Raw genomic sequence first — 22,242 nt, forward strand, 5'->3', positions numbered from 1 at the left:
AAGATTGTCATGATTCAATCAAAATTTTCAGTTGAAAACTCATATCTAATTAACGATATCACAAATATTGCTTTAGGAAATGTAGCAACTGCATTGTCTAAAGTATTAAAAGATGAAATACTGGTACGTAATGTCCAAGAGGTAACAGATCTCAAAAGTGATCAACTTTTAAGAAAAGATTATAAAGGAGATCTTTTTGTCTTAACAACTGATATCATCGGTGATATGAAAGCAGAGACAATGTTGATTATCCATAAAGATGATGAGCAAGGTATTATTGAAAAAATTCTACCTAGAACAGAATGGGGAAAAAAAGAAATGAGAGAGGCGATGTTATTAGAACTTGATAATATTCTAATTGCAGCTTTTGTTACAAAATTGGCCAACTTATTCAACAATACAATTTATGGTCATGTCCCTGGAGTGAAAGAAATGACGCAAGAGAAGTTTGATGCTTATATTCAAGAAAGAGAACAAGGAATGACAGCTTCTTATGCCTTAAGAGCAGAATTAGGGGCATTCAAATCTAGAATCAATATGGAATTGATTTGTCTATTTGATGAAACACTGATTCCGGTTGTCAATAATTTTGATATGGAAAAAGCATTTGTGGGGCATCAAGAAGAATCAAAAGGTGAAGATGCTAAAAAAGGGTTCTTCCAAAGTCTATTTGGTTAAGCTTAGAACATACTCAGTTGTTCTTGCCCATATTTAGTGTGACCTTCATGTTGTAATAACCACTTTTTTCTTCCTATTCCACCAGCATATCCGGTTAATGAACCATCACTACCGATGACTCTATGGCAAGGAATAGCCAATGCAATTGGATTTTGTCCATTGGCAGCACCTACAGCCCTTATAGCTTTAGGATTACCAATTCTCTCAGAAATATCTAAATAGGATACAACTCTACCATACTGTACCTTACAGAGTTCATTCCATACCTGCTTTTGGAATGGGGTACCTTGTAAATCAATGGCAAATTCAAATCCTAATTTACTATTCCCATTAAAATAATTATCCAACCATTCAATGGCGTCCATTGTATGTGGGTTAGGACGATCTTGTTGAATAGATTCATCCTCGTTAAGAAAACGGATTTTTGAAACACCTCTTGGAGTTGCTTCTACAAGCATTAATCCTAGAGGTGTTTCAATATAATCTCTGAAAGTTGTTTCGCTCATCTGAAATATAACTTTCTATTGTAAATTAAATTCGTAATGCTTTTTTTCTAACTACACCAATTAAAGACATAGTAACAGCTAAAAAAGCAGCTACTCTAGCGATAAAATCACCGTATTGAGTATATATCGTTTCAACTTTATTGAGTCTTACTTTACCTGCCTCAGCACCCATAGTTCCATAAGCAATTGGATCAAGTATTTCACCTTTTTGGTTAATAAAACATGAGATACCTGTATTGGCAGATCTAGCAATATTTTTTCTTGTTTCTATAGCTCTTAATGATGAAAAAGCTAGATGTTGAGTATGTCCCGGAGTGTCATTCCACCAACCATCATTAGTGATGACAGTTAAAAAGTCTGCACCTTTCTTTACATACTCAGTTACATATTCTCCATAAACAGATTCATAACAGATAATAGGCCCTACGGCGGTCGTATCATTACTAAATACAGCTCTTTCTTCTTGTCTTCCTAAACCTCCAGAACTACCTCCAAAATTGAGAATGATAGCTTTTAGAATATTTGGAAAAGGAATAGTTTCCACACCAATCACTAATTGAGATTTATGATAGAACTGTAGAGGATCATTATTTTCAAAACGTATTGCAGTATTGAAGACATCGTAATATCCAATATTTTTAGAATATCGAGACGTTTCACTCAATGGTTCTTTACCGTAAATTTCATAGGTATCTGCACCACTTACGAGAGTAGTATTGGGATACTTACTCATCAACTGATTAATCTTTCGAATATCTCCGCTACGTTCTGGGTGTAATTCATCAATATTATTACTGATAGATGTTTCTGGCCAGAATACATATTTAGTGTTAGGTGTGATAGCTTCTTTAGTAAGTTGCATCATTCTATCCACTTGCTTTGCAGGAGGAATGTAAGTAGTTGTATTTTGTTCTCCAGTACGAGCGTTGTATTGGAATTTTTCTGAGTAACAATCAATATTTGGTTGTACTACCACTACTTCTATTTCTTCACCAACTTCTTCATAGGTATAGAAAATATATAGAGAAATACATATAGGAATAGTTAAGTAGAAGAATATTGATACAATCTTTCTTCCACTAACCATAAAACTGAAGAAATAAGCATTCAGTAATAAAATCCAAAGAGAACCACCAAACGCTCCTGTATATTCATACCATTGGGCAAGTTTTGGATAGAAACTCAATACATTACCTAAGTTTAACCAAGGCCATGAGAACTCCCAAAACATGTGTATATATTCAAAAGTAAGGTACCAACAAACAAAGTCTATATGCAGGTATTTACCTTTTGATACTCGTTTTGTATGATAAAATGCTAAGAATGGAAGTGCCATTAAAGCTGCATTTGCTCCCCAAGCGCCAAAAGTAGCCCAATAAGATGCATACCAAAGCCACCAATAACCTACAAAGTTGAAAACGAAAAAGGCTAAGAAAGCAAAGCCATAGATTTTCCATCCCTTGAATTTTTTATCACTAATTGATATTACTCTTTCTATCTCAAGAAGAGGAACAAATCCTATAAATACCAACGGAAGGGCTCCATGCCAAGCTAATCCCAGACATAAACCACTCAAAATGGATAGTAACCAAGGGTACCATTTTTTTTCAGAGTTGTTAGTTATGAAGTCGAACAGTAGTTTTCTCATGCTTCGTCTTTGTATTTATATTTATTTCCTTTCGGTTTCTTTTCAACTTTCTTTCCTTCAACGACTACAACAATTTCTCCTTTTGGAGGAACTTCAGTGTAGTATTCGGCCAATTCTTTTAGAGACCCTCTTTTTGTTTCCTCATGAAGCTTGGAAAGCTCTCTTGATACAGAAGCTTTACGTTCTTCACCCCAAGCTGAAGACAATTGCTCTAAAAATTTTACAAGACGATGTGGCGACTCGTAAAATACCATTGTTCTTTGCTCTTCTGCTAATTCAGTGATTTTAGTTTGACGACCTTTTTTATGAGGTAAAAAACCTTCAAAAGTAAAACGGTCAGCAGGAAGTCCAGAGTTAACCAATGCAGGAACAAAAGCTGTTGGTCCAGGCAATGTTTCTACTTTAATATCTGCTTCCCCACATGCTCTTACTAGCATATATCCAGGGTCTGAAATAACTGGAGTTCCAGCGTCAGAAACTAAAGCGATTTTTTCACCTTTTTGTAATCTTTGGAGGAGTCCCTCAACAGTTTTATGTTCATTGAAAGCATGATGACTTTGAAGGTTACTCTTGATATCAAAATGCTTCAATAACTTTCCTGTATTACGGGTATCTTCTGCTAAAATTGTATCTACTTCGTTAAGAATGCGAAGTGCTCTTGCAGTGATATCTTCCAAATTCCCAATTGGTGTTGGGACTATATATAATGATATTTCTTCCATATTTCGTATTTATGAAACAAAGATAAGGATATGCCTTTTTGATTATACAGATGATACTCTAAAAAATAATTAACTCATGAATTAATTATCGATATAAGGGTTTATTATATCTTAATGGATGCAATCTCAAATAAAAGACTAACTTAGATAAAAGATTAAAAACCTCGGATCATGAAAAAGTGCCTCTCCAAGACTATTTTACTTCTACTCTTTCTTACTTCAACCTATACATTAAAAGCACAGCATAAATTTGTTTTTGGGATTTGTGCAGGTTTGAATACTGCAATTAATGGAAAACTAACGGCTCATTCAAATGTAGGGTTACAAGGAGGTTTTGAGATTGGAGATCATCTGAATGATAACACATTATTGACATTATCCTTAAAAGGCTCTTCTCTTAATACTAGAGATGATGATTATAACTATTGGTCTTTTACTTCTATAATGGGAAAATACCGATATATCTTAACTAAAGAAAAGAAAGTACACCCTTATTTATTTATTGGAGCTGGAGCTGTAAATATAAATCGACCGCGACATCATGATAATGAAGCCATAGATAATATTTGGAATTTAGGTATTCAGGCAGGGCCAGGTATAGATATAGGGATTTTTACCACATATATTCAATATCAATATTCTGGTAAAGCCGAAATGTGGGGGACAATGATTCCCTTACATACACTATCCTTTGTTTTTGGGGTTTATTTATAAAGAAAAAGGCTGCATACTCGAAAGAATACGCAGCCTTTTTCCTTATAAAAAACTAAACTACTTAGTGATCTTCACTTTATTAAGGATAGCTTCAATTATTTCTTTTGTAGAAATATTATCTGCCTCAGCCTCGTAGTTAAGAGTGATACGATGGTTTAAAACATCGTAAGCAATTTCTTTAATATCCTCTGGTAAAACATAATCTCTACCATCAAAGAATGCAATAGCTTTTGCAGCTCTGTGTAAATTGATAGAAGCACGAGGTGAAACACCAAATTGGATATATTGAGCTTCTTCATTTAAACCGTAATCCTTAGGGAAACGAGTAGCGAAGATTAAATCAATAATATATTGTTCTAGAGACTCACTAACTTTTACTTCGTTAATGGCATCTCTAATCGCAAAAATGTCATCTTTCGATAAGATTGAACGTACAGAATCATCAAATGATTGATTTGACATTCTACGCATTACTTCCAACTCATCCTCTTTTCTTGGATATTGGATGTATACCTTCAACATGAAACGGTCAACTTGTGCTTCAGGAAGAGGGTACGTTCCTTCTTGTTCAACAGGGTTTTGAGTAGCAAGTACTAAGAACGGTCTATCTAATTTGTAAGTAGTATCCCCAATAGTTACTTGTTTCTCTTGCATAGCCTCAAGTAATGCTGCTTGAACTTTTGCTGGAGAACGGTTCACCTCATCGGCAAGTACCAAATTAGAGAAAACGGGTCCTTTCTTTACTTCGAATTTTCCTTGTTGTTGGTTATAGATCATTGTACCAATCACATCAGAAGGAAGTAAGTCTGGCGTAAACTGAATACGTTGGAAATCCAAATGCAAAACATTTGAAAGTGTATTTACAGTTAATGTTTTTGCCAAACCAGGAACACCTTCTAATAGAACGTGACCGTTTGTAAATAGTCCAATTAATAATCTATTGACCATGTAGTCTTGTCCAACTACTACTTTTCCTACTTCTGAAATTACTTCATGTATTTTCTCATGAAGTGCCTTATGATCTGCCATATTTTTTTACAAAAACGTTTTAGGTTTTCTACTGACACAGTTTTATGTACAGTTATGCAATTTACACCTTGAAAACAATAATTGTTGATATTCATTTAAGGGTAAAGAAATTTTAACTTTTAGTAACAGAAGAAAAGCTTTTTGACTATCTGTAATAGTGTCACCATTAAAGTAAAAGACATAAAAAAATGCCAAGAAGATTGATCTTGACATTTTTCTTAATGCAGAACCCTGAATTTTGTTCGATAGTTTAAGACAGAATTCCATGATTCATCTCATATCAAAGTTCCGTTTTATTCTGTTAGTTGCTTTCAATTAAGTAGTACTTCAAACTTAGTTATTGCTTGTTCCAATTCAATTCAAATTCATTTCATAACATACTCTATTCAACTTTATGTTGCGTAAGATCGTTGGTAGTTTGCTCAATCGTGTTGTCTGGTTCATTTTGGTTCTCAATTGTCAAATTATTCGATAAACCTAATAATATGACGACAATAAGAAGTACAAAGAAAGCATATAGTTTGTGAGATTTCATGACGTTATTATATAAGATTAATTGATTTTCTATATCACAAATATGCGTAATTAATACACTTCAGAAATTGACCGTTGTTTCTTGGTGAATATGATTTTTGTCATCTTTTTGTGAAAAGTTTAATTTAAAATTCAAATCATATGAATAACTACTTCTTTAGAATTTCTTGTGATAAATAAGAACACTGAATTATCATTTTTTATAGGAAAAAATAGCTCAGTTCCTTGCAAAACTTCAAGCATATTTTTTTATTGATCAATTCGACAAGATGAGCTATTCATCGATTTATTAATATCGACTAATACGCCGTGGCAGAAATACAAACAGCAGAAGAATTAATACGCGAACTTTATAGGCATCGAAAGGTAATTCAGCACCTTTTTAAAAGGAAAGCAGCTTCCTTTGATGAACTAACTGAGATAGCGGATGGAAAGGAAAAAGAAATCCTACAGGCAAAAGCCCGAGGAATGATTTCTTTGCAAGAGGGAGAACCTGCTCGGCTAGATGAGCGTCTTCTGAACTTTGTAGAAGACTTCTTAGAAATTAATGAAGATATTAGAAACTTTGAGGTGGATGAATCCATTAGAATCTTAAAGAAAAATATCTATCTATATGAAATGGATGAAGATGCCAGAGAAAGAGAGAGATACCTTCACCGTATTAAAAGGTCTCTTTTGAGTATTGGTAGAGTAATCCGTAAAAATGCAGCAACGTTAAGTAACTTGGTCAAACAAGAGTACAAAACAGCTTCTTCCATTGAACTCAAAAGAATAAAAATTGAGGACCATAATGAACAAGCAGAGAAACTACTTCAATTAATAACGAATGCTGAGGAACTATTAGAAAACTCATTTTTTAGAGTAGTACCCGATGAAAGTCTAAGGTTAATTGTCAATGACTTAAAAGGTACTCATTTGACGATGGCAAGGCATAACTTAATTGCTTTGCGACAGGAAATTGTAAGATTTATAAATCAAATTGCTGAGTTAGACCGACAGCATAAAAAGATCATACAGTTAAAAAAACTGCGTGATTTATATGAGTTAGAAGTAAGAACGAATATTGAAGAAGTTTTTGCTCATGAAAATGCTTTATTTTTTGATACTCAATTGCGTTTCCAAACGATGCTGGACCTAGAATACCTTAGAGGAGATGATGGTTTGGATCTCATAGAGAGAGTGGCTTTAAGACGTCAGCATAAAATTAGAATGCAGCTACAGGCAGAGTTGGATATCGATGGTGATTTATTAGACCCTCAGCAACAAAAAATGCTTCATGTAGATTTTTCGAAATTAAAGAGAGCCTTTTTCTTACAAAAAGAAGATCTACTCACTTTCGTTAAATCCTATGATTTTGGACAAGAAATGAATGATGAACAGCTAGTGAAAATTTATTGCCAAGTGGCCTTAATTTTTGAAGATGAAATGGATTTTGGTTTAGCAGAAAACCCTTTTGATGAAGCGAAACAAGTAATTTCTGAAGGAAAACAGTTTGCCTTTATTCGTCCAAAAAACTTTAAGAAATAACTTTCAAAATGAATATAGATCATAATAGCACAAGACGTGTTTTTGAATTGTTGAGCCGAGGACAATTCCTTAGTGCAAATGCAATCAAACCGGAATTGAGAAAACTGTACGACGAAGTGGATGAGTATTTCACTGCTTTTGAAAGTGTATATACTCCTTTAGGTTTTCACCTAAAAAAAGGAAACAATTATTATTACTTCTCAAGAGAAGGAGGCAAGCAGACTATTGAAGAGAAAATAGAACGATTCTATCGATATATTGACAGATTAGCATTTTTTGCCACATTTGCTCCAGGTTTTGGAGAAGGCATGCGCTTCTATATTAAAGATATTGTTCATAAATGTAATGTTGAAACAGATTTAAATGATCAGTTACAGCGTATAGCATCTGATAAAAATATCACAACCCATGATAAAGTAAGAGACCTTGTTGAAGAAATGAGAAGACAAGGGTACATGGATTGTGAAGATGATGAGAATGAAGGATTCATAGTTCTTTCATCATATAACTACCTTAAAGATATAGTTGATTTAATAGACATTGATCCAACAAGCGAATGAATACAACAGTAACACCAAAAAGATTTTTAAATAAACTGATCCTTATCAAAAGTGCAGGCTTTGATTATGCCGAAGTGGATCTTGGTGGAAATGTGCACTTCGTAGGATCAAATGGTTTTGGAAAAACTACGGTTTTAAGAGCAGTACTCTTTTTCTATCATGCTACCTCAGAAAAGAGAGAGTTGGGTATTAAAGAGCAGCAAATGTCGTTTTCTGAATATTATTTTCAGGATCTTAATGCTAGACTTATTTATGAGATTGTAACTCCAAGAGGCAAACACTGTCTAATGGTGTATAAAGCAGGAGGAAGATTACGTTTTCGTTTTATTGATGGAGGTTATAATAAAGACTTCTTCATAAAAGACCGAAAAGCTTGTAGTCACGATGAAGTAACGGAAACGTTATCAAAATTAGGAGTACCGTTCTCAGAGGAGATTAGGAGGTTTGCTGATCTTAGGAAAGTAATTTATGGTGTTAGTAAATACAATACACAGTTTAGTTTATTAAAGCCATCTGCCGGTGTAAAGAGTCATCATACCGATGGAATTCCTAAGGCGATCACCAATATCTTTAGATCATCAGGTCTAAAATCAGATTATATCAAAAGAGCTATTGCTGAAGCGGCATCTGCAGATTTTGAAATGCAACCTATTTCTTTGGAAACCATCTCAAATTTTATTCATGAATTTGATGATCAGCTAACAGATTTTGAAGATTTTGAAAAACATAGAAATGGGGCTGAAGAAATAGTATCTCTGGAGGCAGAAATTACTCAACAATTAACTTATCAGCAGCGTTTAGCAAGACAAATAGGTGGTGGAGTAGCTTTAGCAGAGAAACACTTAAGTGATAGTGAGAAGCTTCTGGCAAAGATGCAGGAAGAAGAAAACGAAATGAAGGCCAAGTATGAAAAGGCTGAAAACATCTATCAAACAAAAACAGCAGAGGTAAATCAAGAACTTGGAGAAACTAAGGCGACTTTAAAAGAGATTGAGCGACGAGAGAAAGAGTACGAGTCGATTTCTTTAGGGAACCATCAGTATACAATACAGCAAATTCTAGAACTAAGTACAGAAGGACCTAGAATCAATGACCAACTCACTTATCAGCAAGAAGTGAAGCAAATGTTGGTTGCGAAAACTGTTGAAGTTGAAGGACTGATTGAAGAACAGAAAAAGACACTTTTAAGTAAATTCTCTATCAGAAAAAATGAATTTAATGAAGAGAAGCAGATCTTAAGAGAACAACTTCATACACAGAAAGAGCGACTAATTGGTGAGAAACAATCTGTATTAGAAGAACTAAGAAATAGATTTTTTGCTCAGGAGGAAGAGCTTAGAAAAGAGCTTGATGAAGCAAAAGAAAAACGAACTAGAGCAGAAGTAGCCTTAGAAATTGAAAAAGAAAAAGATTTTTCAGAGGCACTTTTAGCAGAAAGTAATACATATAGAGTTAAACTGTCTCAAGAAATTTCAGAGTTAAAGCATAGCGTTGTAGAGATCGAAAATGCTATCAAAAATAACAAAGAAAGAAAACGACTTGAGGAGCAGCTCATTAGAAACGAAGCAAAGAATCAGCAATCAGAATTAGAAAGACAACTTAAGTTAATTACTGATGAAGTAGAAGAGTGGAAAATAAGAAAAGAGAATTACGAAGGGACTTTTAGAGCCTTTTTGGATCAGAATAAATCAGACTGGGCAGAGTCTATTGGTAAAGTTTGTGATGAGAACTTATTATCTCGTAAAGATTTAAATCCATCTATAAAAGAAGGTAATAGTTTTTATGGTGTTGAATTAGATACCTCTTCTTTAGTATCACAAGTTACCGCTACAGATGGTATTGCTTCAACATTACTAGAAAAACAGAACGCCTTAGTTCAAGCAGAAAACAACTTATCAGAGCTAGATGATATCATCGATAAAAAAGTGGCAGCTTTAATTGATGCATCAAGTAAAAAAGTCATCAAACAAGAACAGAAGTTAGAAGAGTTAAATGCTAAGGTAGAACAATTACAAACGGACTTAAAGACAGCTCGTGAACAAGAAGCTTCTATCATTGAAAAGTCAAATGTAATTAAAGAAGCAGCTTTAGTTGAACTTAGAAGAAAGCTAAGAGTTACCACAGAGTCTTGTGATGAAATTCAAGGACGTTTATCTGACCTAAAAGACGATAAATGGTCACAGGAAAGAGAAACAGGAGAGATATTTACGAATAAAATTAATGCAGTTGTTGGAGAAATTGATATAAAAATTGCCACATTAGAGAAGGAATGGGCAGCATATCAGAATGATCATAACAAGCGTATTCGTCAATTAGAAGAAGAAAGAAAAGGTTTATTAGAAGAAAAAGGAATTGATACAGGTAAACTTGATGAGGTTGAAGCTGAAATTCAAACACTGATTAGTAAACTAAAGTCTGTTGAACAAGCACAGATGATAAAAAGGGATTACGAAAAAGATAAAACGTATTACCTTGATAAAGCTGAAGAGACCAGAAATAAATTAAAACATCAGGAAAAAGAAATCGACAAGCTTAAAACGGCTTACGACAAAGCGATTGAAGAATATGAAGAGCAATTAAATTTCCTTGATGATAAGCGAGATAACTACCGAAGAACGAAGGATCAGTCTAATCATCTTTTAAAGCAGTTTAAAGCGGCCAAAGAAGAAGATGAGCAGGCGTATGAAAAGTTACAGAAATTCTTAGATGAAGGTGCGTCAAAAGTAAATGAAGCAGAAGTAAATGATGAGGATTTGTCGTTCTTATTAACTGAGTTAAGAAAGTCATTAAAGGAGCGTAGCCGTTTAACTGCATCATTTAAGTCGAAAGGTCAGATTTTTACGGGAATTTTCAGAAAAGATAATCACCTTAAAATACCTACTTTATATGCTCAATCTTCATTACAGGAGTTTATTTACCTGGCAAAAAATATTCTGCCTAGTCTATTAGATGGCGAACGTTTGAGGCATATGAAAGATCAGTTGGAAAAACAGCATAGAGAGATTATTTCTTCTGTTGCCCGACAAGTAAAAGATCTTTCAGATACCTCAGATTTAATTAAGAAGATTGTTAGAGACATTAATAATGGTTTCGCTCGAAGTAATTTTGTTGGTGTTGTAAAGTCTATTGAGCTAGAGTATAATGAAAACAATACACCACTTCTAACAACACTGAAAAAGATCTATCGATTGAATGAAGATGTATCATTTTCTGATCAGGGGGACTTATTCAAGGTGAATGTAAATAGTAGTGCTAAGGATTCAAGGCAGTCCGTACAATTATTAAAAGATTTAAGAAGAGTCATCCGAGATCAAAACCAAAAGCAAATTACTCTAGAAGATACCTTTATGTTGCGTTTTAGAGTAATTGAGAATAATAATGATACTGGTTGGGTAGAGAAACTATCTAATGTAGGTTCAGAGGGTACTGACGTTTTAGTAAAATCAATGATTTACATAACACTACTTACAGTATTCCAAGAAAATGCATATAGAGATCAAAATGATTATTTTGTACACTGTGTTATAGATGAGGTGGGTAAGCTTTCTGATCGATATTTAAGAGATCTTATTCATTATACCAGTTCTAAAAATATTCGATTGATTTTTGGTTCACCGAATGAAAATGATCCATCTATTTATGATCATGTTTTAAAATTAGAAAGAAGTAGCAAAACCAATAAAGCCAGTGTGGTGAAGTTGGTGAGTGAGATGTAATAAAGTAAACCTCCTATTTGTAAAAACAATAGGAGGTTTTTTTTATTTTTCCCAATCACTTTCCTCTAGTTCAAAGAGTTCATTTACTGGAATATCAAATATTTTGGAAAGTTTTAAAGCAAGAATAGTAGAGGGAGTATATTTCCCTTTTTCCATTGCATTTATTGTTTGCCTGCTCACTTTCGCTTCTTTGGCTAAGTCAGCTTGAGTGATATTTTTTCTGGCTCTTTCTACTTTTATCAAATTACGCATTCTCTAAACTTTTCTTAGCTCTATATAATGACCAATGGAATTTTATGATATAGATAAACAAGGATGTAAACATATTCAATATGAGTACATTCAGGAACGCAAAATCATAAAACAAAAATATACAAGGTATTAAAATGATGTAGTTAACTAATATTGAAAATGTGAGAGCATCTGATTTTAGTTGAAGGATAAATTCATCTTCGTCCTTTTCTCTTGAAAGTAATAGAAATAACCCCCCAATGATGATTATAAAGGCAGCAAACTCGTCTTGTAAATTTTGGTGTTCATTTACGAGAACAAATAAACGACCATTTTCCCCATTAATAAATGGGACATTAACTAAGGCAAAATACTTTTCAACATCAAATACTCCGAAAGTATAATCAAAGAATAAATAGAGAATACCAAAGAATGAACCCATGATAAGTAAGATCCAACCTGGAGTCTTAAACTTATTCGATAAATAAGATGATTTCATGATAATTAGTTTTATGTGTCAATAATAGTTGTCTAAATGTAAAATAAACTTTACATAAAGTCAAATATATATGATATAAAATAAAAACCCCATGCCTTCGAAAAGCCATGGGGTTTTATTGTAATCTCACCTACAATATCTTTTTGACAAAAAAAAGACTCACAGAAATGCGAGTCTTCTTGTTGTGGTGTTGGGCGGATTCGAACCGCCGACACACGGATTTTCAGTCCGATGCTCTACCAACTGAGCTACAACACCGGGAAACAAATTTAGAGTCCTGTTTAACCTTAGACTTTGTGGTGTTGGGCGGATTCGAACCGCCGACACACGGATTTTCAGTCCGATGCTCTACCAACTGAGCTACAACACCGGGAAACAAATTTAGAGTCCTGTTTAACCTTAGACTTTGTGGTGTTGGGCGGATTCGAACCGCCGACACACGGATTTTCAGTCCGATGCTCTACCAACTGAGCTACAACACCCACTAGCTTCAAACACCGTTGTTGTTTAAAGCGATGCAAAAGTGCGTAAAAAAGTTCGTTATGCCAAACTTTCTATCAAATAAAATTCGAAAATTATCTCAAATAAACATTAACAAGAAATACCTTTTAGTGCTCTGAAATAGGAGTTACTCTAGCTAAAGAATTGATTCTAAATTGCTTTCCGGTTGTTTTTTCAGTACACAAATAGTGTTTTCTTAATTTCTTATTTCTGATAAAAATCCCATTATTTTCAAGTGAAAACGTATCACCATCGAGTAAATCTTCTAAGAAAACAGTACCATCATCTATTTGATCCATGTCATACTTCGATAATGCTTTGCGTAAAACAGGGTCATTAGTACTAGAAGCAAGCGGTTTTTTCTGGTGTAATGTGATGGCTTCAATTAAATCTTCAGGAAATGTATTTGCTTTGAGTAAAAAACCAAGTAGTTTCCCAAATTGAGCTTTCCACTCTTTCCCATGTGGAGCTACTTTATTCTGAAACTGATTCCAAACGATGAGGTGTGCAACTTCATGGGCAAAAGTAATCGCAAACTGATAAGGATTTAGCGAGGCGTTTATGCTGATACGGTGGCCATGTCCTCTTTGTGGAGGTCTGTAGTCACCATTAATAGACTTTCTGTCTTTTTTTATTTTTACATAAATATGATAATGTAATACCCAGTCAGCAAAAATCATTGCAGCTTGTCTAGGAGTATATTTAGATAGGCTATCTGCTAATTCAGCATGTGACATAGTTTTTTCAGCCATCTTATTATTATTTTTTGCTGATCTATATTTCTTTAGTAATCTTACAATATTAATTACTTTTTTAAAAGATAAAAAAAGACAATGGAAGGGGATATCACAATTCAAGATACTAGACTCAGAGCGTTTAAAAGATTATTGGATATCATGGATGATTTAAGAGAGAAATGTCCATGGGATAAAAAACAAACCTTAGAATCATTACGTCACTTAACTATTGAGGAAGTCTATGAATTATCAGATGCAATTCTTGATAATGATAAGGCAGAAATTAAAAAGGAATTGGGTGATGTTATGCTTCATCTTGTGTTTTATTCGAAGATAGGTTCTGAAACTAATGATTTTGATATCACAGATGTGATTAATAGTATTTGTGAAAAGCTGATCGTAAGACACCCTCATATCTACGGAGATACCGAAGTAGAAGATGCTGATGATGTAGCTAGAAATTGGGAACTGATAAAGCTCAAAGAAAAAGAAAATAAAAAGAAAACAGTGTTAGGAGGCGTTCCTAAATCACTTCCAGCTATTGTAAAAGCCTTACGTATTCAAGAAAAATCTGCAGGAGTCGGGTTTGAATGGGAAAATAAAGAAGATGTTTGGAAAAAGGTGACAGAAGAAATTGATGAACTTCATCACGAAGTGGAAGTACATGATCAAGGGACTGATAATCTAGAAAAGATAGAAGACGAATTTGGAGATGTGATGTTTTCGATGATCAATTACGCGAGATTCCTAAATATCAATCCATCAGATGCTTTAGAGAAGACAAATAAGAAGTTTATTACTCGATTTAACTATATAGAAGAAAAAATGAATCAACAAGGAATCAGTTTTGAAGAGGCTACTCTGGAGCAAATGGATAAACTTTGGGAAGAAAGTAAAAAAAAATAAAAAAAAGCATTCATTTTTTGTCTTAAAATTGATTCCGGTTGTCATATAACCAAACGGATGTCATTTGATACATGAAATGTATCAAATAATAACGGAGGTTAGATTCAATCAATTGTTCGTAAAAAATTCAAGTTATGGTAACTATCAGTTTTAAGAAGAAAAATAACGCATCTCATGCTGTAAAGAAAAACTACGCTGATCAATTCGAAGTTGCTTTAAAAAACTTAGAACTTTTCACTGTAGAAGAAAGAGAAAGAAACAAGCTAGAATTGAGTAAAAAATTTCAAGGATATATTTAGTCTATAAGTATATATATTGAAGGCTGATTTGCATAATGTTTATATGTAAATCAGCCTTTTTTTATGCCTATTCTTCAGAAGAATCTATGATATCAATATCAGAAATCAACACTTTCTTAGAAATACTCTTACCAGTAGGAGTTGCAGCTAAGCCTCCTAATGCAGTTTCTTTATATCGATCTTCCATACTTTGGCCTACTTCTCCCATGGCATCAACGCATTCGTCTACAGGAATAACACCGCTAACATTAGCGATTGCAATCTGAGCGGATGAATTGGCAATAGCAGCAGCGCTCGCATTTCTTACAACACATGGCACTTCTACCAAGCCAGCAACTGGGTCGCAAACTAAACCTAGCATACATTGCGTAGTGATGGCAACAGCATTAAATATCATATCAATATCACCACCTAAACAATAGGTAATAGCACCCGAAGCCATAGCGGCAGCAGTACCTGTTTCTGCTTGACATCCTCCAACAGCTCCTGCAATTCCAGATTTTTTCTCCATTATTAATGCAATACCTGCTGATATTAATAAGGCTTCATGAATCTTTTCATCATCAATTTGATGTATTTCCTGAAGAGTAACCAAGACACCTGGTAGAATACCAGATGCACCAGCAGTTGGGGCAGCAACCACTCTACCCATACAAGAGTTTACCTCTTTTGCGGCAAGGGCTCTTGCTACTAAAAGTTTAAATTCTTCCGATAGAACATTAATCGGAGATTTATATACCTTTTTACCTCCATTTTCAATCATTCCTGATCGTGAAGTCATATCTTCTGAAAGTCCTGTTTTTACAGCATCTTTCATTACAGCAAATGCTTGTGTTAAAGCAGTTTTGATCTCTTCGCTTGTACGTTCCTTTTCTCGGATTTCATATTCCAAAACAGGTTTGTAAAGAGGTGCATTTTTCTTTTCGCAGTAGTCTTTCCACTCCGAAAAAGTTTCAAAAAGTACGGTCATGTTATGATAGTGTCTATATGGTTAGTATTTTTATCGAAATTTACACAAAAGAAACACTTAGAGTTGATTTTTTCTATATTTATGGGTAATCAAATGCTAACAGACTTCGGGAATATACTGTTATTCGTAATTGTGGCAGTAATTTTCTCATTAGGAGGCTTATTTACAGCTTTCTTATTACGACCTAGTCGACCAAATCATGAAAAGTTGACTACATATGAAAGTGGTGAAGACCCTTTAGGTTCTGCATGGGGAAGCTTTAATATCCGATTTTATATTGTAGCTTTGGTATTCTTACTATTTGAGGTTGAGATACTTTTCTTATTTCCATGGGCAACTGTTTTTGGCGATGCTGGAAAAATTGCAGAAACAGGAGGAAAATGGGGATGGTTTGCTTTAGTAGAGATTTTTTTATTTGTAGGAATATTGATTTTAGGTTTAGCTTATGTATGGCGTAAAGGCTATTTAGATTGGGTAAAACCTTCTTCAGTCAAACCAATTCAGGAAAAGAAAGACTTTGATAAATCACCTTACGAAGCTTTTAATAAAAAATACCAATAATCTAATTTTGAAAAAAGAATACATATATACCGTAATTATAGCAGCTATTTTTTCGTTCTGTTACTCTTGTACTCCAGAAGATGAGGTAATATCAACGGATCCAGGGTTTAACTTGGAGTTTTCTGTGGATACAGTATATTTTGATACTCTTTTTACTTCAAAAGAAGATGAAAATATTGATATGACGAGTATCACAAAGCGTTTTATGGTCTACAATAGAACCAATAACGCCGTGAATATCTCAGAAATATCTTTAAGTGATCCTAATAGTATTTATGGGTTGTTGATCAACGGTTTTGCTACTGAAAAAGTGGAAAATACTTTTTTAAGAGGTGGGGATAGTATGCTTATCCTTGCTGAAGCGAATATACCCTATCAGGATCAATCAGAAATATTAGAATACAACGCTGAAGTTAATTTCTTTACCAATGGTAACAGACAGAATGTTACGCTAAATGCATTTTCAGAAGACCCTTTTTATATATCTGGAGGCCCAATTGTGTTTGGTGATGTTGTATGGACAAAAGGAAGACCCTATGTTATTATAGATTCACTGTATATCGAACAAACATCATCTTTAACAGCAGAGGCAGGTACTAGAATTATTTTTGATAACGATGCTAAGTTATTAGTAAGTGGTTCATTGCAATTGCTAGGGACTACTGAAGACTCTGTTAGACTAGAAAGTATTCGTTTAGATAATCAGTATGAAAATGCACCTGGACAATGGGGGGGCATTATCTATGATTCTTTAAGTCATGATAATAAGATCTTTGGAACATTTTTGAGAAATGCCACGTTTGGATTATATATATATCATCCAGATAATGATACTGACGTAGATCTTCATATCGAAAATTCGACAATACAGAATATATCTCAAGTAGGTGTGTCTGTGATTAATGCAGATGTAAAAGTCGTTAACACTATTATAAGTCATACCATTAGCTATGCCTATGCACATGCATCTGGAGGTAATTGTGAGTTTCTTTACAATACTGTAGTAAATTCAAATACTGGTTTTTTCAGAGAAAGACCATCAGTAGCATTTGAAAGTGAAAAAGAAGATATTCAACTTACATTTATAAATAACATCATTTGGGGGTCATTATCTAATGAATTTTTGATCTCTGAGGGTGTAGTAGAAAAAAGTATTACAAATAATATTTTAAAAACAGAAAGCCAAGAAATCTCAACAGAAGATAATTTATTAAATCAAGATCCTTACTTCAGGTATCCTTATTCATATAACTTTCAACTGGCCGACGACAGTCCAGCAAGAGGGTTTGGGGTAGCTATTGAAGGAATAACAACGGATCAAATCGGAAATAATAGAACAACTCCTCCAGATGTCGGAGCATTGCAATGGCAAGAGGAAGTTGAAGAAATGCTTTAAATACAATAACTTTTGAAAAATTATTTAACCTTTTTATTAACTCTTAGTTTTTGTAGTGTATTCGCTCAAAAAAATAGCCAATTAGAATTTATTTCTATTCAACAATTAAATGATTACAAAGCTAGGTTTGACCTTAGTGGTATTAATATATACAACGATGAGGTTTTGATAGTAGCAGATAAGAGCGATAATAAATTTGTATATGTCTATACAGACCATGGAAATACATTTACTATTGATAATTCTAAATATATAATCGATTTCAACGAAAAAGTAGATTTTGAAGGAATCGCTGTCTATGGTGATGATGCCTATATTATCAATGAAAGTAATAATGAAGTTTACCGTTACAACTTAAAAACACAAGACTTTAATCAATTACCAATTAATTGGGAAGCCTTAAGTGTGAAAAAGGAGAAGTGGTTGAATAATGCAGGTTTAGAAGGTGTAGCTATTGACCCTGATAAAGGCCTTTTATATTTAGCAAAAGAACGTCAACCGAGTTTTGTGATAGTAGTTGATTTACAAAACAATTTGATCGTTAAAGAAATGCATCTTAAAAAAATGTGCAGTAATGATATAGCAGACCTATTTTTCTATAAAGGTAATTTATATGCCTTGGAAAGAAATGAAAGGTGTATAGCTAAAATTGATCCCCAAACTTCAAAAGTACTAAAGCATTACAGTTTTGATAAATCTGTAAGTAAAAAGGGAGAGAAACTCTATGAACCTTCAAAATATGGGATGTCGGAAGCCTTGATGATTAAAGATGATACAGTTTGGGTAGGTTATGATAACAATGACTTAAAAGTATCGAAGTTTGCTAAAGAAAGATATAATCTATCCGGAAGTCAACCTGTTATTTTGAAGTTTAAATTAAACGATTAGGTAAAGAGTAGATATTCAATAAAGGATATCTACTTTTTTATTTTCAATAATTTTTCACGACAATTGATTTCATTCTCTAATTATATTATTCGAATGAAACTTAATAGCTATAACCTAATTAAAAATTATCAAGTTATATTTGTAGGCGAAGCATTAAACAAAATGACTAAGATTGTAGAAAGTGTAAAAGATATTTAATTTTGATCTTTTTTTTGCTAACTGCTTGTTTTACAAAAAAAAGAGTTATACTTTTGCAGTCCAAACCTCGGGAAACTACGTTTATTATGACATAAGCGAAAGTCCTAAAAGATTTTATCTAAAAAGACATAATTCTGTTTATTTAAAAGAATTTAGCTGATTCAAGCTTAAGTTCTCCGAGATGTTTGTGCTTAGACATAAGATATCGCAGGAAGTTCCTGCGTGGTAAATAACAGAATAACAATGTTACAGCCAAAGAGAGTCAAGTTCAGAAAGAGACAAAAAGAGAGAAGTAGAAGCCATGGCATCGCTCAACGCGGTCATAGCATCTCTTTTGGTAGCTTCGGTCTGAAGGCACTTGAAGGTGGTTGGATCACAGCTCGTCAAATCGAAGCATCACGTATTGCGATGACTCGTGCGATGAAACGTGAAGGTCAGGTATGGATTCGTATCTTCCCTGACAAGCCAGTTACTTCAAAGCCAGCCGAAGTACGTATGGGTAAGGGTAAAGGTGCCCCTGCTTATTGGGTTGCTCCAGTGAAAGCCGGAACAATCTTGTTCGAATCTGATGGAGTATCAATCGAGAGAGCACAGGAGTCAATGAGATTGGCTGCACAAAAGCTCCCAATCAAAGTGAAGTTTGTAGTTCGACCAGACTACGTAGGATAAGCTTAGAAGATGAAAACACTAGATTTAAAAAAGCAGGTGAAAGCAATGTCTTCTGAGGAGCTTGCAGAGAATATCAAAACTTCTCAAAAGCAACTTGAAGATTTAGCTTATGCTCATGCAGTATCACCATTGGAGAATCCTATGCAACTAGGAACACTTAGAAAGCAAGTAGCGCGTCTTAAGACTGAGTTACATGCAAGAGTGACAGTTGAATTGGAGGAGAAGGTTAAAGCTAATAACGTAACTCGTGAGTCAATCACTGAGTTCTTACAAAAAAATGCGTTTTTAGCACCTGTAAACAAGAAGATGGTTTTAAGAGCTATCGAGAAAGTTAACAACTAAGATACCTGACAAAGGAGATCATGGAAAGAAACTTCAGAAAGCAGCGTACAGGAGTAGTTGTAAGCGATAAAATGGATAAGTCTATCACAGTGCAAGTTGAAACTCGTCAAAAGCACCCGATGTACGGTAAGTTCATCAAGAAGACTAAGAAGTTTATGGCTCACGATGAAAGCAACACTGCAGGTATCGGAGATACCGTTAGAATTATGGAGACGCGCCCAATGAGTGCGCGTAAACGTTGGAGATTGGTGGAGGTAGTAGAAAAAGCGAAGTAATTCCTTATTCTAACCATCAAAAAAATTAAAATTTTACAATCACCAAGTAAAGAATCCTTAAGAGGATAGGAGAATGATACAACAGGAATCAAGACTGTCAGTAGCAGATAACTCAGGAGCAAAAGAAGTGCTTTGTATTCGCGTTTTAGGCGGTACTAAAAAGCGTTATGCTTCTGTAGGCGATAAAATTGTCGTTTCTGTGAAATCAGCTATCCCTTCTTCAAACGTTAAGAAAGGGACTGTATCTAGAGCGGTTGTTGTAAGAACAAAAAAAGAAGTTCGTAGAAAGGACGGTTCTTACATTCGTTTCGAAGACAATGCGGCAGTTTTATTAAACGCGCAAGACGAGCCAAGAGGTACTCGTATCTTCGGACCAGTCGCAAGAGAGCTTCGTGAGAAGCAATTTATGAAAATCGTTTCGTTAGCACCTGAGGTACTCTAAGAGTTATGAATAGAAAATTCCATATCAAAAAAGGCGACAAGGTAACAATCATCTCTGGTAACCACAAGGGCCAAGAGGGAGTTGTCCTAAAAGTTGACCGTGAGAAGGAGCGTGCCATCGTTGAAGGTGTGAATATGGTAACCAAACACATCAAACCTACTGCTGAAAAGCCAGAAGGTGGTGTAAACAAAATGGAAGCACCAATTCACGTTTCTAACATTAAGTTGATCGACCCTGAAACGGGTAATGCTACTCGCGTAGGTCGTAAGCTTGACGAAAACGGTAAGTTGAAAAGATATTCTAAGAACACTGGAAAATTTATCGACTAATGGCTACAGCGACAAGATTAAAGGACAAATACCAAGATGAAATCGTTTCTGCATTAAAGGAACGTTTCAACTACAAGTCTGTAATGCAAGTTCCAAGATTGGAAAAAATCGTTATCAACAGAGGTGTTGGTGAGGCAGTTGCAGACAAAAAACTTGTAGACATCGCAGTAGAAGAATTATCTACTATTGCTGGTCAGAAAGCAGTTCCGACAATGTCTAAGAAATCAATCTCAAACTTCAAATTACGTGAGGATATGCCAATCGGCGCTCGTGTAACATTAAGAGGTGACAGAATGTATCAATTCTTAGAGCGTTTAATCGCAATTGCTATTCCTCGTGAGCGTGACTTCCAAGGCATCAAAGATAAATTGGATGGTCGTGGTAACTATACTTTAGGTGTAAAAGAGCAGATCATTTTCCCTGAGATCAAAATTGATCAAGTAAAGAAAGTGACAGGTATGGACATTACGTTCACTACTTCTGCTAATACTGACGAGGAAGCTTACGAGCTTCTGAAGTTATTCGGAATGCCTTTTAAGAAAAAATAGTAAACACGAGAAACTATGGCTAGAGAAGCGATAAAAGCAAGAGAGCGTAAGCGCGAAAGACTTGTTGCAAAATTTGCAGCAAAGCGCAAGGCGTTAAAAGAAGCAGGTGACTGGGAAGGTCTTGATGCTCTTCCTAAGAACTCTTCACCGGTTCGTTTACATAACCGTTGTAAGTTAACTGGACGTCCAAAAGGTTACATGCGTAAGTTTGGTATTTCACGTGTTACTTTCCGTGAAATGGCATCTGCAGGTAAGATCCCTGGCGTTACAAAATCGAGCTGGTAATTTTAATTTAGGAACCTACGGCACAGAGTGCTGTAAAAATATTTGCAAGCAATGGCAATGACAGATCCTATAGCAGACTACCTTACAAGACTTAGAAACGCGATTAGCGCTAATAAGCGTATCGTAGAAGTTCCTGCTTCAAACATCAAGAAGCAAATGACTAAGGTACTGCATGAGAAAGGCTTCGTTCAAGGCTACAAGTTCGAGGATGGTGTTAATACTCAAGGTGTAATCAAAATCGCTTTGAAATACCACCCAGTAACTAAGCAACCTGCGGTTGTCGACTTAGAGCGTGTATCACGTCCAGGTCTTCGTAAGTATGCTAATGCTAAGAACATGCCACGTGTATTAAATGGTTTAGGTATCGCAATCCTTTCAACTTCGAAAGGTGTGATGACTGACAAAGAAGCACGTGAATTGAATGTCGGTGGCGAAGTACTTTGCTACGTATACTAATAAGAATTAGTAAAAATACTTTTAACATAATGGCTGACCGCTTCCGGTACGAGTTACTGTGAGTGCCTTAAGCCTT

27 protein-coding genes and 3 tRNA genes are annotated in these 22,242 nt (G+C 34.6%); 18 read left to right on the forward strand and 12 right to left on the reverse strand.

Going from position 1 to position 22,242, the window contains the following annotated elements; all coding sequences use genetic code 11:
- Positions 1-9 precede the first annotated feature (9 nt).
- A complete protein-coding gene (locus tag HGP29_RS00405; protein WP_168880335.1) occupies positions 10-678 on the forward strand; it encodes a hypothetical protein in 669 nt (222 codons plus the stop codon).
- Between the two features lie 2 nt (positions 679-680).
- Here the strand turns inward: HGP29_RS00405 and HGP29_RS00410 are convergent, their stop codons facing one another.
- The 3 genes from HGP29_RS00410 to rsmI are packed head-to-tail and all read right to left on the reverse strand — an operon-like array spanning position 681 to position 3,554.
- Entirely contained in the window at positions 681-1,184 is a 504-nt protein-coding gene (locus tag HGP29_RS00410; RefSeq protein ID WP_168880336.1) for a methylated-DNA--[protein]-cysteine S-methyltransferase, read from the reverse strand.
- Between the two features lie 25 nt (positions 1,185-1,209).
- Positions 1,210-2,832 carry an apolipoprotein N-acyltransferase gene (gene lnt, locus HGP29_RS00415; protein WP_168880337.1) on the reverse strand — a complete coding sequence of 541 codons (1,623 nt, stop codon included), beginning with the start codon at positions 2,830-2,832 and terminating at the stop codon, positions 1,210-1,212.
- A complete protein-coding gene (gene rsmI / locus HGP29_RS00420; protein WP_168880338.1) occupies positions 2,829-3,554 on the reverse strand; it encodes a 16S rRNA (cytidine(1402)-2'-O)-methyltransferase in 726 nt (241 codons plus the stop codon). Before rsmI ends, lnt begins: the two co-directional genes overlap by 4 nt.
- Positions 3,555-3,725: 171 nt before the next feature.
- Between rsmI and HGP29_RS00425 the strand changes: the two genes are divergently transcribed.
- Positions 3,726-4,268, forward strand: a complete 543-nt coding sequence (locus HGP29_RS00425) for an outer membrane beta-barrel protein (RefSeq protein ID WP_168880339.1) — start codon at positions 3,726-3,728, stop codon at positions 4,266-4,268.
- Between the two features lie 57 nt (positions 4,269-4,325).
- Here the strand turns inward: HGP29_RS00425 and HGP29_RS00430 are convergent, their stop codons facing one another.
- Both HGP29_RS00430 and HGP29_RS00435 read right to left on the reverse strand, forming a co-directional pair.
- Complete coding sequence (locus HGP29_RS00430; protein WP_168880340.1) at positions 4,326-5,297, reverse strand: AAA family ATPase; 972 nt, start codon at positions 5,295-5,297, stop codon at positions 4,326-4,328.
- A gap of 382 nt (positions 5,298-5,679) precedes the next feature.
- On the reverse strand, positions 5,680-5,832 hold the full coding sequence (locus HGP29_RS00435) for a hypothetical protein (RefSeq protein ID WP_168880341.1): 153 nt from the start codon (positions 5,830-5,832) through the stop codon (positions 5,680-5,682).
- Positions 5,833-6,140: 308 nt separating this feature from the next.
- Here HGP29_RS00435 and HGP29_RS00440 point away from each other — a divergent pair, with 308 nt between their 5' ends.
- From HGP29_RS00440 to HGP29_RS00450, 3 genes are read left to right on the forward strand one after another with little or no spacing between them, the layout of a single operon-like run.
- Entirely contained in the window at positions 6,141-7,358 is a 1,218-nt protein-coding gene (locus tag HGP29_RS00440; RefSeq protein ID WP_168880342.1) for a hypothetical protein, read from the forward strand.
- 8 nt (positions 7,359-7,366) lie between these two features.
- On the forward strand, positions 7,367-7,918 hold the full coding sequence (locus HGP29_RS00445) for a condensin complex protein MksE (RefSeq protein ID WP_168880343.1): 552 nt from the start codon (positions 7,367-7,369) through the stop codon (positions 7,916-7,918).
- Positions 7,915-11,634 (forward strand): ATP-binding protein, encoded by a 3,720-nt coding sequence (locus HGP29_RS00450; RefSeq protein WP_168880344.1) that lies wholly within the window; start codon positions 7,915-7,917, stop codon positions 11,632-11,634. Before HGP29_RS00445 ends, HGP29_RS00450 begins: the two co-directional genes overlap by 4 nt.
- A 42-nt stretch (positions 11,635-11,676) precedes the next feature.
- On the opposite strand, the gene HGP29_RS00455 is transcribed toward HGP29_RS00450, so the two are convergent.
- The 6 genes from HGP29_RS00455 to HGP29_RS00480 all read right to left on the reverse strand — a co-directional run bounded on the left by HGP29_RS00455 (position 11,677) and on the right by HGP29_RS00480 (position 13,617).
- Positions 11,677-11,886, reverse strand: a complete 210-nt coding sequence (locus tag HGP29_RS00455) for a helix-turn-helix transcriptional regulator (RefSeq protein WP_168880345.1) — start codon at positions 11,884-11,886, stop codon at positions 11,677-11,679.
- A complete protein-coding gene (locus HGP29_RS00460; RefSeq protein WP_168880346.1) occupies positions 11,879-12,364 on the reverse strand; it encodes a hypothetical protein in 486 nt (161 codons plus the stop codon). The genes HGP29_RS00455 and HGP29_RS00460 overlap by 8 nt, the downstream gene beginning before the upstream one ends.
- A 185-nt stretch (positions 12,365-12,549) precedes the next feature.
- Positions 12,550-12,622 (reverse strand) — tRNA-Phe (locus tag HGP29_RS00465).
- Between the two features lie 39 nt (positions 12,623-12,661).
- A tRNA-Phe gene (locus tag HGP29_RS00470) sits at positions 12,662-12,734 on the reverse strand.
- Between the two features lie 39 nt (positions 12,735-12,773).
- Positions 12,774-12,846 (reverse strand) — tRNA-Phe (locus HGP29_RS00475).
- 126 nt (positions 12,847-12,972) lie between these two features.
- The gene (locus tag HGP29_RS00480) at positions 12,973-13,617 is read right to left on the reverse strand and encodes a SprT-like domain-containing protein (protein ID WP_168880347.1); all 645 of its coding nucleotides are present in this window, start codon (positions 13,615-13,617) and stop codon (positions 12,973-12,975) included.
- A gap of 81 nt (positions 13,618-13,698) precedes the next feature.
- Between HGP29_RS00480 and mazG the strand changes: the two genes are divergently transcribed.
- Positions 13,699-14,508 (forward strand): nucleoside triphosphate pyrophosphohydrolase, encoded by an 810-nt coding sequence (gene mazG / locus HGP29_RS00485; RefSeq protein ID WP_211093163.1) that lies wholly within the window; start codon positions 13,699-13,701, stop codon positions 14,506-14,508.
- A 134-nt stretch (positions 14,509-14,642) separates the two neighbouring features.
- Entirely contained in the window at positions 14,643-14,807 is a 165-nt protein-coding gene (locus HGP29_RS00490; protein WP_168880348.1) for a hypothetical protein, read from the forward strand.
- Positions 14,808-14,874: 67 nt separating this feature from the next.
- Here the strand turns inward: HGP29_RS00490 and sdaAA are convergent, their stop codons facing one another.
- Positions 14,875-15,777, reverse strand: a complete 903-nt coding sequence (gene sdaAA, locus HGP29_RS00495) for an L-serine ammonia-lyase, iron-sulfur-dependent, subunit alpha (protein ID WP_168880349.1) — start codon at positions 15,775-15,777, stop codon at positions 14,875-14,877.
- 93 nt (positions 15,778-15,870) lie between these two features.
- Between sdaAA and HGP29_RS00500 the strand changes: the two genes are divergently transcribed.
- From HGP29_RS00500 to rpsH, 11 genes are all read left to right on the forward strand, one after another.
- Positions 15,871-16,338 carry an NADH-quinone oxidoreductase subunit A gene (locus HGP29_RS00500; protein ID WP_168881215.1) on the forward strand — a complete coding sequence of 156 codons (468 nt, stop codon included), beginning with the start codon at positions 15,871-15,873 and terminating at the stop codon, positions 16,336-16,338.
- A gap of 7 nt (positions 16,339-16,345) precedes the next feature.
- Positions 16,346-17,734, forward strand: a complete 1,389-nt coding sequence (locus HGP29_RS00505; protein WP_168880350.1) for a hypothetical protein — start codon at positions 16,346-16,348, stop codon at positions 17,732-17,734.
- Between the two features lie 12 nt (positions 17,735-17,746).
- Complete coding sequence (locus HGP29_RS00510; RefSeq protein ID WP_168880351.1) at positions 17,747-18,622, forward strand: SdiA-regulated domain-containing protein; 876 nt, start codon at positions 17,747-17,749, stop codon at positions 18,620-18,622.
- 441 nt (positions 18,623-19,063) lie between these two features.
- Entirely contained in the window at positions 19,064-19,489 is a 426-nt protein-coding gene (gene rplP / locus HGP29_RS00515; RefSeq protein WP_066212076.1) for a 50S ribosomal protein L16, read from the forward strand.
- 9 nt (positions 19,490-19,498) lie between these two features.
- Positions 19,499-19,831 carry a 50S ribosomal protein L29 gene (gene rpmC, locus HGP29_RS00520; protein ID WP_168880352.1) on the forward strand — a complete coding sequence of 111 codons (333 nt, stop codon included), beginning with the start codon at positions 19,499-19,501 and terminating at the stop codon, positions 19,829-19,831.
- 20 nt (positions 19,832-19,851) lie between these two features.
- Entirely contained in the window at positions 19,852-20,106 is a 255-nt protein-coding gene (rpsQ, locus tag HGP29_RS00525) for a 30S ribosomal protein S17 (RefSeq protein WP_168880353.1), read from the forward strand.
- Between the two features lie 73 nt (positions 20,107-20,179).
- Complete coding sequence (gene rplN, locus HGP29_RS00530) at positions 20,180-20,548, forward strand: 50S ribosomal protein L14 (RefSeq protein WP_066212081.1); 369 nt, start codon at positions 20,180-20,182, stop codon at positions 20,546-20,548.
- A gap of 5 nt (positions 20,549-20,553) precedes the next feature.
- A complete protein-coding gene (rplX, locus tag HGP29_RS00535) occupies positions 20,554-20,877 on the forward strand; it encodes a 50S ribosomal protein L24 (RefSeq protein WP_168880354.1) in 324 nt (107 codons plus the stop codon).
- Positions 20,877-21,425, forward strand: coding sequence for a 50S ribosomal protein L5 (rplE, locus tag HGP29_RS00540; RefSeq protein ID WP_168880355.1), 549 nt, complete (start codon positions 20,877-20,879; stop codon positions 21,423-21,425). The genes rplX and rplE overlap by 1 nt, the downstream gene beginning before the upstream one ends.
- Before the next feature lie 15 nt (positions 21,426-21,440).
- Complete coding sequence (gene rpsN / locus HGP29_RS00545) at positions 21,441-21,710, forward strand: 30S ribosomal protein S14 (RefSeq protein WP_168880356.1); 270 nt, start codon at positions 21,441-21,443, stop codon at positions 21,708-21,710.
- Positions 21,711-21,767: 57 nt separating this feature from the next.
- Positions 21,768-22,166: a 30S ribosomal protein S8 gene (rpsH, locus tag HGP29_RS00550; protein ID WP_281613327.1), complete on the forward strand. Its 399-nt coding sequence runs from the start codon at positions 21,768-21,770 to the stop codon at positions 22,164-22,166.
- The last annotated feature ends 76 nt before the right edge of the window (positions 22,167-22,242 follow it).

Origin of the sequence: Flammeovirga agarivorans (genome assembly GCF_012641475.1) — a bacterium.
Lineage (GTDB): Bacteria > Bacteroidota > Bacteroidia > Cytophagales > Flammeovirgaceae > Flammeovirga > Flammeovirga agarivorans.

What these genes read in the sequence shown, in the direction of transcription:
- HGP29_RS00405 (WP_168880335.1), top strand. Translation starts at nt 10, where the DNA reads ATGATTCAATCAAAATTTTCAGTTGAAAACTCATATCTAATTAACGAT.
- HGP29_RS00410 (WP_168880336.1), bottom strand. Translation starts at nt 1,184, where the DNA reads ATGAGCGAAACAACTTTCAGAGATTATATTGAAACACCTCTAGGATTA.
- lnt (WP_168880337.1), bottom strand. Translation starts at nt 2,832, where the DNA reads ATGAGAAAACTACTGTTCGACTTCATAACTAACAACTCTGAAAAAAAA.
- rsmI (WP_168880338.1), bottom strand. Translation starts at nt 3,554, where the DNA reads ATGGAAGAAATATCATTATATATAGTCCCAACACCAATTGGGAATTTG.
- HGP29_RS00425 (WP_168880339.1), top strand. Translation starts at nt 3,726, where the DNA reads ATGAAAAAGTGCCTCTCCAAGACTATTTTACTTCTACTCTTTCTTACT.
- HGP29_RS00430 (WP_168880340.1), bottom strand. Translation starts at nt 5,297, where the DNA reads ATGGCAGATCATAAGGCACTTCATGAGAAAATACATGAAGTAATTTCA.
- HGP29_RS00435 (WP_168880341.1), bottom strand. Translation starts at nt 5,832, where the DNA reads ATGAAATCTCACAAACTATATGCTTTCTTTGTACTTCTTATTGTCGTC.
- HGP29_RS00445 (WP_168880343.1), top strand. Translation starts at nt 7,367, where the DNA reads ATGAATATAGATCATAATAGCACAAGACGTGTTTTTGAATTGTTGAGC.
- HGP29_RS00450 (WP_168880344.1), top strand. Translation starts at nt 7,915, where the DNA reads ATGAATACAACAGTAACACCAAAAAGATTTTTAAATAAACTGATCCTT.
- HGP29_RS00455 (WP_168880345.1), bottom strand. Translation starts at nt 11,886, where the DNA reads ATGCGTAATTTGATAAAAGTAGAAAGAGCCAGAAAAAATATCACTCAA.
- HGP29_RS00460 (WP_168880346.1), bottom strand. Translation starts at nt 12,364, where the DNA reads ATGAAATCATCTTATTTATCGAATAAGTTTAAGACTCCAGGTTGGATC.
- HGP29_RS00480 (WP_168880347.1), bottom strand. Translation starts at nt 13,617, where the DNA reads ATGGCTGAAAAAACTATGTCACATGCTGAATTAGCAGATAGCCTATCT.
- mazG (WP_211093163.1), top strand. Translation starts at nt 13,699, where the DNA reads ATGGAAGGGGATATCACAATTCAAGATACTAGACTCAGAGCGTTTAAA.
- HGP29_RS00490 (WP_168880348.1), top strand. Translation starts at nt 14,643, where the DNA reads ATGGTAACTATCAGTTTTAAGAAGAAAAATAACGCATCTCATGCTGTA.
- sdaAA (WP_168880349.1), bottom strand. Translation starts at nt 15,777, where the DNA reads ATGACCGTACTTTTTGAAACTTTTTCGGAGTGGAAAGACTACTGCGAA.
- HGP29_RS00500 (WP_168881215.1), top strand. Translation starts at nt 15,871, where the DNA reads ATGCTAACAGACTTCGGGAATATACTGTTATTCGTAATTGTGGCAGTA.
- rplP (WP_066212076.1), top strand. Translation starts at nt 19,064, where the DNA reads ATGTTACAGCCAAAGAGAGTCAAGTTCAGAAAGAGACAAAAAGAGAGA.
- rpmC (WP_168880352.1), top strand. Translation starts at nt 19,499, where the DNA reads ATGAAAACACTAGATTTAAAAAAGCAGGTGAAAGCAATGTCTTCTGAG.
- rpsQ (WP_168880353.1), top strand. Translation starts at nt 19,852, where the DNA reads ATGGAAAGAAACTTCAGAAAGCAGCGTACAGGAGTAGTTGTAAGCGAT.
- rplN (WP_066212081.1), top strand. Translation starts at nt 20,180, where the DNA reads ATGATACAACAGGAATCAAGACTGTCAGTAGCAGATAACTCAGGAGCA.
- rplX (WP_168880354.1), top strand. Translation starts at nt 20,554, where the DNA reads ATGAATAGAAAATTCCATATCAAAAAAGGCGACAAGGTAACAATCATC.
- rplE (WP_168880355.1), top strand. Translation starts at nt 20,877, where the DNA reads ATGGCTACAGCGACAAGATTAAAGGACAAATACCAAGATGAAATCGTT.
- rpsN (WP_168880356.1), top strand. Translation starts at nt 21,441, where the DNA reads ATGGCTAGAGAAGCGATAAAAGCAAGAGAGCGTAAGCGCGAAAGACTT.
- rpsH (WP_281613327.1), top strand. Translation starts at nt 21,768, where the DNA reads ATGACAGATCCTATAGCAGACTACCTTACAAGACTTAGAAACGCGATT.